Raw genomic sequence first — 8,601 nt, forward strand, 5'->3', positions numbered from 1 at the left:
CGCCGCCACGCTCGCGCGCCTCGCGACGGCTGCCGGGCACACGGGCCCGGGCGGCGGCCGATGAGCACCGCACCGCCGGACACCGGCCTTCGCGAGAGCGGCGCCGATGCCGCGCCCTGGCTCGCGGTCCCGTACACCAACGCCCTGCGCAACGGCCACGGCCCGCTGTTCCTGCGCCGCAGCGACGGCTGGCTGCTTCCGCTCGACGTCGAGCGGTGGTGTGCGCGTGCCGACGCGGCGGATCTCTCCGCCCTGCGTCGCTGCGAGGGCAGTGTCCTCGACATCGGCTGCGGGCCCGGCCGCCTGGTGGCCGCAGCCGCGGCCCGAGGCCATCGCGTCCTGGGGGTCGACGTCAGCCAGGCAGCCGTCAACCACACGCTGCGCCTTGGTGGCGCCGCACTGCTCCGCTCCGTCTTCGACACGCTGCCGGGCGAGGGCCGCTGGGGGACGGCCCTGCTCATCGACGGCAATGTGGGGATCGGCGGCGACCCCACCGCGCTGCTCGACCGCGTCGCCCAACTCCTCGCCCCCGGCGGTCTGTTGATCGCCGAGACCGCTCAGCTGGACGTCGACGAGCGGGTGGATGTGCACGTCGACGACGGGCACGGCGCACCCGGCGAGTCGTTCCCCTGGGCCCGTCTCGGCACTCCCGCCCTGCTGCGTCACGCCCGTCCGCTCGGCTGGCACCCGGCAGGTCAGTGGACCACCGGCGGCCGTTCCTTCGTGGCGCTGCGCCGCGCACGCCGGGCCTGAAGCGCCCGGCACAGGGCGGCTCCCGCGAACAGGACGGCCGTGACGATCAGCCAGCGGGCGAGGAAGCCATCGGCCGGGAGCCCGGTGGCGGACTCATAGCGCTCCACCTGTCCGGCGATGAGCGGGAACCACACCAGCAGCAACAGGCCGGACAGGAAAGCCGGAACGCGCACGAAGTTGATCCACTCCCCGCGGCCGCGCCGTCCATCGGCGGCGGCCCGCAGCGCCCGGTCGGCGAGTGCGTAGGCGGGCACGAACAGCAGATCGTGCACCAGCGCCGCGCCGACGAACCAGACGGCGATCAGCAGCCAGTCACCGTCCAGGAGACGCACCCCCGCATACCCCGCGAGCGCGAAAGAGCCGAGCAGCACCAGGAGTTGGAGCGGCCCCTCGCCGTACCACCGCCGGAATCGGTGCGTGAAACCGGTCATCACAGCTCCCCAAAGGTCAGACGGGACACCCACTTGGTGTTGAGCACGCCGGGCGCGGCCGGGACGATGATCCGCGCCGGGTAGCCATGGTCCGGCGACAGGTCCTCGCCGTTGACCCGCAGCGCGAGCAGGGAGCGCGGGTCGCGGACCTGGTTGTCGCGCAACGCGGCCTTGCGGAAGGCCCCATGCCGCTGCAAGGACTCCACAAGGACGCCCGGAGGGTCCTCGTCGAACCCGGCAAGCGCCGCGAGGTCACGCAGCCGCACGCCGCGCCACCACTGGTCCGACGTCGACCAGCCCTCCACGCAGGCGATGGGCAACGCCGCACTGTGCAGCGGGAGTTGGAGCAGGTCGGCCCGGGAAAGCCGGACGTCTCCGCGTGGTCCACCGACGACGAGCCGCCACAGATCACCCGTGTCCCGCCGCTCGATGCCCACCCCCGCAGCCGTCTTGTTGATCTGGAACCCGTTCGGCCCGTTCCCCGGATCACCGCCACCGTGCGGGGCGAACAGTGCGGTACGGCGCAGGGGCCCGTCGAAGTTCTGCCCCGCCGTCGTGACGAACAGCAGCGCGGAGCCCGCGCCGACCATGCCGAGCGCGCCCCGCCGCGACACGGTCGGCTCAGCGGCCCGGGGCGCCACCAGACCCCCCTGCGCCACCCGACCCCCCGCGTCGGACGGCTCGGGACGCGGATCCCGCAGCCGCTCGCGCCACCCCTGCTCCCGCAGGACACGTACGACCTGGGGCAGGCGCAGCACGACATGGGCCACGAACGCGCCGAAGAACACCCAGGCGCCGTAGAAGTGCAGCGGATAGAACGAGCCGGGAAAGAGGTACTCCAGCTGGACGTTGAGGACGCCGGTGACGAACTCGAACAGCGCGCCGCCGACGAGCAGGAGCAGCGACACCCTCTCCAGGGCGTGCCCGACCGACCGCGCCGGAGGCAGCGCGAAGAGCTTCGGGACCACCGACCACAGCTTCGCGAGGAGCACCGGGATCAGCGTGATGCCGACCGTGACGTGCAAGCCCTGGTTGAGTCGGTAGAGCCAGTGCGGATCGGTCGGCCAGTCGAAGAGATAGAAGCCGAGCAGGCCCTTGTCCGGCGTCTTGTCGTTGACGGACGACAGATTCGGGTTGTACGCGGCGTACGACAGCAGGCCGGTCACGAACAGCACAGTGACACCGACCAGCAGAACGACGCCGAGCACCGCGGTGAACCAGGGCCCGCGCAGCGGGCTGCGCCAGAAACCGGGGTCGGCAGGGGAGGTCATATGTGGGGCGGGGGGCATGAATCGACCGTATGCCGGACCCGGCCCCCCAGTGGGCCCGCGACTCATGACGAAACGCTGACGTCACCCCTCAGAGCCCCGTCACCCGCTCCACCTGCGCCTAACGTGCAGACGTGAGCACCACAGAACACACCGGCCACAGCCGTGACCTGGCCGCGGCCGGGATCGCGGCGCTGCTCGTCGCCGCGGCCGTCGTCGTCGGCACGTCCATCGAGCACGCGGACGGCACGCTGCACCTCAACTGGCCTCCGCTGTACGCCCGGTGGGATCCGCACATCGGTCCCGGCACACCCGCCGCGCTGATCGTCGCCGTCGCGGTGATCGCGTACGCCCCCGCCCTCGCCGCCCGGCTCCCGTGGCGGCCCCTTCTCCTCACCGCCTGGGCCGCCTCCATGGCCTGGATCTGGTCGCTCGCGCTGATCGACGGCTGGCACCGGGGCGTGGCGCGGCGGCTCACCACCAAGTACGAGTACCTCCAGGTCATCGACCGCTTCGAGGACATCCCCGCGACGCTGCGGGACTTCACGCGGCACATCCTGATCGACTCCCCCGGTCACTGGCCCGCCCACACGGCGGGCCATCCGCCCGGCGCCACCCTCACCTTCGTCCTCCTCGACCGCGTCGGCCTGGGCGGCGGCGCCTGGGCCGGTGCGTTCTGCGTCACCGCGGGCAGCACCGCCGTGGTGGCCGTCCTGATCACCCTGCGGGCCCTGGCCGACGAGGCGACCGCCCGCCGGGCGGCGCCCTTCCTCGTCCTCGCCCCGGCCGCGATCTGGGTCGGCGCCTCCGCGGACGGCTACTTCGCCGCCGTCACGGCCTGGATGATCGCCCTGCTGGCGCTGGCGGCGACGCGCACCGTCCGCTCCCCCGCCGCCGCGGCCCTCGGTGCGGGCCTGCTGTTCGGCCTCACTTGCTACCTCTCGTACGGGCTTACCCTGTTCGCCCTCGTCGCCGCCGCCGTCCTGCTGATCACCCGCACCCTGCGCCCGCTCCCGCTGGTCCTTGCCGGAACAGCCGTCGTCCCGCTCGCCTTCACCCTCGCGGGCTTCAACTGGTGGGAGGCGTACCACCTGCTCGTCGAGCGCTACCACCAAGGAGCGGGCGGCATCAGGCCGTACGGCTACTTCGTCTGGGCCAACCTCGCCTGCACGGTGCTGGTCGTCGGCCTCGCGACGGTGGCAGGCCTCCGCAGGACTCTGGCGTCCGCCCCGGGCGCGATCAGCCGCCTGCGCACCGGCCGGACAAACCCCGCCGACCGCCTGGCCGTCCTCGTACTGGCCGCCCTGCTCGCGCTTGTGGCCGCCGACCTCTCCGGCATGAGCAAGGCGGAAACCGAGCGCATCTGGCTGCCCTTCGCCACGTTCCTGCTCGCGGCCACGGCGCTCCTGCCGACGGCGGGTCGGCGCCACTGGCTCGCGGCACAGGCCGTACTCGCGCTCGCCGTCAATCACTTGCTGTTCACGGGGTGGTGAGGGGGCGACGTCAATGGGCCTTCCGGAACACCTCCGACATCCCGTCTCCCGTCTCATGGGCCAGCAGCCCCGTCTCGTCCGGCCCGAGCAGGCCGACGCGCGTGGCCAGTTCCCTGCCGTGGACGTCGACGGCCGCCTCGGTGAGGCCCGCGAGCGCGTCGAGCGCGGCCCGGGAACGGGAACGGGCCACGGCTCCGCACCCGACGGCGACCAGCGCGGCCGGCCACCACCAGCAGGCGAGCAGGGCATAGCCCACGGCCCAGGCGGCGAGGCGGGCCGCGGCGCTGAACGAGTCACGGGCCGCCTGGATCTGCCGTACGGCGGGTTCGGGGAGGATCAGCCACAGACGCGGCCACAGGGCGGCGAGGTCCACGCCGTAGGCGGCTTCGACGCGGTCCGCCGCCGCCTGCATGCGGTCGCCGTACCAGGTGGGGCGTCTCGGTTCGCACAGCGAGATACGGTCGCGGTCCTCGCTCAGGGCTTGTATCCGCGCCACGGTGCCGCTCGGGACCCGCACCGCACCGCCCGCTCCGGAACCGGTCGGGGCGGCGTGGAGGACGGCGTCCTCAAGCTTCGCTTCCGCTGTCTGCCACCGCCGCCGACGCCGTGCGGTGAGGGCGCGCGAGAGCGGGTCACGGCCGAACCGCAGCCAGTAGCTTTCGATCGCGCCGCCGAGGAACTGCGAGGCGAGCGAGGCCGCGGCCGCGGAGAGCAGGACGAGCGCCACCACGAGCGCGGCGGTGCCGGTCCTGTCGAGTGCGGGGCGGGCCGCGAGGTCGTCCAGGGTGGCGCGCAGCCGGTCGGCGTCGTGCCAGTGGCGGTGCCCCAGGGTCGCGCCGACGGCCGTGGCGGCGAGGAAGAGGGCGCCGGGCAGCACCAGCAGGTTCAGCCAGCGTTCGGTGAGCTTGCCGCCCAGGGTGGCGAGGAGCGGGTTCATGACGTCGGCAGACCGGAGGCGGTCACTGCCCGGCGTCCAGTCGGCCCTTGCGCATGCGTGCGCCGTTGACCGCGCAGTGGGGGGCGGGCAGCAGGTCTCGGGCCCGTTCGAGCCGGCTGCAGTGGGCCGGTCCCGGGCACACGGCCACCCTGATGTGCTGCGCGAGGCCCGGGGTCATGGCGCCCCGGGACCCGTTGACAAGACCGCCCGCGTCCCCGGCCCTGCGCATCGCGTGGTCGAGGGTTTCGTAGCACTCCGCGATCTCGTCGGCGCCCGCACCGGACTGCAGCACATCTCTCGCCCGCTCCGCCGCCTCCTGGACGCCGGGCTGCCGCATGTCGTCCGGCGAGCCGAGCAGGGCGCACAACGCCGCTGTGCCGTGGGCGAGTTCGGGACGGTCGGGGGATACGGTCATGGTCCAAGTGTGCCGGAAATCGCGCGCAGTTGAGAGCGAGTCACCGCGCTGCCGGAGTCGACTGCAGGGGGGAACCACAAGGTGAGGGACGACCGGGACCGGCTCGTACAGACGATCCGTACGCGCCTCGCACGGGCCGGGGCCACCGAGGGGGTCGTGCGCGCGGACGTGGTGTTCGGGCCCGAGGCGGACGCCGAACTCCGGGCACTGCTCCGGAGCGTCGACAGCACGACCGACCTGGAGGCCCGGCACGTGGCCGGCTGGCTCTGCGCGGCCCGCGCGGCGGCCTCCCCCGACGACGCGCGGGGCAGCGTCCACGGAGCCATGGCCGGAACGCTGCTCTTCCCTGTGTGGGTGGCCGATCCCGGGCTCGTGCCGCCCCAGTTGGCGGCGGGCTACGAGTCCACCGACCCCGCGGACCGCCCCGACCCGGCGCACGCGGACGGCCCCGCCGAGTGGTCGGCCGAGTGCGCCGCGGCCGTGATCGCGGCCGAGGGACGGCAGCACCATCCTCCGCGGGGCGCCGCCGAGGACGAACTCCGGCTGTACGACCTGGCCGTGCGGGTGGGCGCATCGACGCCCACGCGTGAGGTGCTGCTGAGCCTGGCGGTCGGTATGGGCAGCCTCGCCGCCCTCGCGACTCCGGAGCACGACCCCACGTACGCGACCCGGGTCGCCGATCTGACCCACGCGCTGTCCCTCGCCGGACAGGACCGGCCGGAGGACCAGCCGGAGGGCCAGCCGAACGCCGACGCAGGTCCTGACGCGGCGCTCCGTCTCACCCACCGCACGCTCAAGCGCCTTCCGGCCGACTCCCCCGACCGGTTGCCGACGCTCAGCAACCTGGGCATCCAGTTCCTGGAGCGCTACCAGCGGTCGTACGACGCGGACGACCTGCACGAAGCGGTCGGCACGGCCCGTGACGTACTGGCCCAACTGCCCGCACACAGCCCGCATCTGGCCCACTGCCTCAGCACCCTCGGGAGCGCTCTGCTGGCGCTGCGGCAGCGGGAGGGCGGCTCGCCCGAGGAGTGCGACGAGGTGGTGGACCTGCTCCGCCGCGCCGTTCCCGACGATCCGAAAGGCCCGGCGGCGGCAGCGCTCAACCTGGGCCTCGGGCTCATCCTGCGCTACCAACGCAACGGTCGGCCGCACGACCTGCACGAAGCGGTCGGCGTGCTGACCGGTGCGCTGGAGGCGTCACGGGAGGACCCGGCTCGGCGCACCTCCGTCCGCGGTGTCCTCGGCAACGCCTTGCGCGCCCGCTTCAGTCTGACCGGCGATCCGGCCGATCTGGACGCGGCGATCACGCATCTGTCCGCCGTGGTCGCCGCATCCGGGGAGCCGACGCCCCGCACCGCGGCGCGCCTCATCGCCCCCGCGATGGCCCTGCACGCCCGGTACGGCCTCGATCCGGAAGGCAGGAGCGCGGACCTCGCCGAGGCCCTGCGGCTCCTGCGGCAGGCCGAGCCGCTGCTGCCGCCGGGCCACCCGGAGCGGCCCGTGACGCTCAGCGACCTCGGGATGGTGCTGAGCTCCAGTCACCAACGCACGGGAGATCCCGGGGAGTTGAACGAGGCGATCCTGGCCCTTCGGGAGGCGGTGGAGCTCACCTCCGAAGGGCACGAGATCCTCGGCGTGCGGCTGCTGAACCTCGGCATGGCCCTGGGCCTGCGCCACCGGCTGACCGAGGACGGCGAGGATCTGCGGGAGGCTCAGGAGTGCCGGCGCCGGGCCGCCGAGCTGCCGGGGCTCGGCGTCGCGCACCGTGCGGCGCTGCTCGGCTCCACGGCGATCAGCAAGATGAGCGGACTCGAGCGTGCCGCCGACCCGGCCGCCCGACTAGACGAAGTGATCAGGCTGTTCAGGGAGGCACTCGCCCTCACCCCGGCCGACGACCCCCGTCTGCCGCGTCGGCGCCACAACCTGTCCATGGCTCTGATCACGCGCTGCCGGGCGGCGCGCCGGATCGGCGACGCGCGGGAGGCCCGCGGTCTCGCCGACGCGGTGATCGCCGCGCTTCCCGCGGACTCTCCCGAGCTGCCCGGCGCCCTGGCGGTGGCCGCGGGCGCCCGTCTGTCGGGCTTGGGCGCCGTGTTGTCGTCGACGGTCCGAGGCGAGGCGGTCGCGCTGTTCCGCAGGGCGGTCGAAGTCACACCGCCCGGCCACGCGAGGCGCACGCTGCGCCTGACGAACCTCGGCAACGCCCTGCGGGACCTGCCGGCCGGCCGCGACCGCCCAGCGGGTCTCGCCGAGGCGGCCGACGTGTTCCGGGCGGCGGCCCTTGAGCACCAGTGCGCGCCGTCCGAGCGCCTGGACGCCGCGAGGTCCTGGGGCGACACCTGGGCGGAACTCGGCGTCTGGGACCGCGCCCTGGACGGCTACGTGGTGGCGGTCGACCTGCTGCACTCCGTCGCCCCCCGCCATCTCGTCCGCGACGACCAGGAGTTCCTGCTGGGCCGGACCATCGGTCTGGGCGCCGCGGCGGCGGCGTGCGCCGTGCGCTGCGGCCGGCCCGATCTGGCGGTGGGGCTCCTCGAGCAGGCCAGAGGTGTGCTGCTGTCCCACGCCTTCGACGCCGACAGCGATCTGACCCGGCTCCGGGAGACGGCCCCGGGCATCGCCGACCGCTTCGAGGAACTCCGCGACGCCCTCGACACGGCGACCGACGGCCGGGAGCCGCTCGACGGGGAGTTCCTGGGCGAAGGCCCATCGAACACATCGCGGGCGTCCGACGCCCGAGCCGACCGACGTCAGCAACTGGCCGCCGAATGGCGGCAGCTCACCGACCTGATCCGTGCCGAACACCCGGAGCTCGGCCTGCTGCGTCCGGTGCGTGAGTGGCACGAGCGGGAGTTGCGCGCGACAGCCGCGGCGGGGCCGGTGGTCCTGGTCAACGTGTCCCCGTACGGCAGCGACGCGCTGCTCGTCCGCGAGCGCTCCATCGAAGCAGTGCCGCTCCCGGGGCTCGGTCCGGAGCCGACGACCGCGCGCCGGAAGGCCTTTCAGGACGCGTTGGAACGCATAGAGGCGCCTGCGACCTCCCGGAAGCAGTCGCAGCGCGCCCAGCAAGTCGTGCGGGAGACGCTCGCCTGGCTGTGGCAGGTGGTCACCGGCCCCGTCCTCGACCACTTGGCCGTCCGGGCCGCGCCCGACGGACCACGGCCTCGCATGTGGTGGTCGCCCGCCGGAGCCCTGGGCACGATGCCGCTGCACGCCGCGGCCCCAGCCGACGGCGTGTCCGGCGCCCTTGACCGGGTCGTCTCCTCGTACACGCCGACTCTGCGGGCGCTGCACCACGCCA

The 8,601-nt window shown here is 73.8% G+C and carries 7 protein-coding genes; 3 read left to right on the forward strand and 4 right to left on the reverse strand.

What is annotated here, in order from left to right; all coding sequences use genetic code 11:
• Positions 1-60 precede the first annotated feature (60 nt).
• Positions 61-753: a class I SAM-dependent methyltransferase gene (locus tag ABD378_RS41605; protein WP_425583974.1), complete on the forward strand. Its 693-nt coding sequence runs from the start codon at positions 61-63 to the stop codon at positions 751-753.
• Here ABD378_RS41605 and ABD378_RS41610 read toward each other — a convergent pair.
• Complete coding sequence (locus tag ABD378_RS41610; RefSeq protein ID WP_344530255.1) at positions 696-1,184, reverse strand: hypothetical protein; 489 nt, start codon at positions 1,182-1,184, stop codon at positions 696-698. The two genes, ABD378_RS41605 and ABD378_RS41610, sit on opposite strands and share 58 nt — an antisense overlap.
• A complete protein-coding gene (locus tag ABD378_RS41615; RefSeq protein ID WP_344530257.1) occupies positions 1,184-2,473 on the reverse strand; it encodes a molybdopterin-dependent oxidoreductase in 1,290 nt (429 codons plus the stop codon). The genes ABD378_RS41610 and ABD378_RS41615 overlap by 1 nt, the downstream gene beginning before the upstream one ends.
• A 113-nt stretch (positions 2,474-2,586) precedes the next feature.
• On the opposite strand from ABD378_RS41615, the gene ABD378_RS41620 reads away from it, so the two are divergent.
• A complete protein-coding gene (locus ABD378_RS41620) occupies positions 2,587-3,945 on the forward strand; it encodes a hypothetical protein (RefSeq protein WP_344530259.1) in 1,359 nt (452 codons plus the stop codon).
• 10 nt (positions 3,946-3,955) lie between these two features.
• Here the strand turns inward: ABD378_RS41620 and ABD378_RS41625 are convergent, their stop codons facing one another.
• On the reverse strand, positions 3,956-4,882 hold the full coding sequence (locus tag ABD378_RS41625) for a hypothetical protein (RefSeq protein ID WP_344530261.1): 927 nt from the start codon (positions 4,880-4,882) through the stop codon (positions 3,956-3,958).
• 22 nt (positions 4,883-4,904) lie between these two features.
• Positions 4,905-5,297 (reverse strand): hypothetical protein, encoded by a 393-nt coding sequence (locus tag ABD378_RS41630; RefSeq protein ID WP_344530263.1) that lies wholly within the window; start codon positions 5,295-5,297, stop codon positions 4,905-4,907.
• 81 nt (positions 5,298-5,378) lie between these two features.
• Here ABD378_RS41630 and ABD378_RS41635 point away from each other — a divergent pair.
• Positions 5,379-8,601 (forward strand): CHAT domain-containing protein (locus ABD378_RS41635; RefSeq protein ID WP_344530265.1); only part of this gene is annotated, 3,223 nt, incomplete at its 3' end.

The sequence above is a fragment of the Streptomyces rectiviolaceus genome (assembly GCF_039533825.1).
GTDB classification, from domain to species: Bacteria; Actinomycetota; Actinomycetes; order Streptomycetales; family Streptomycetaceae; genus Streptomyces; species Streptomyces rectiviolaceus.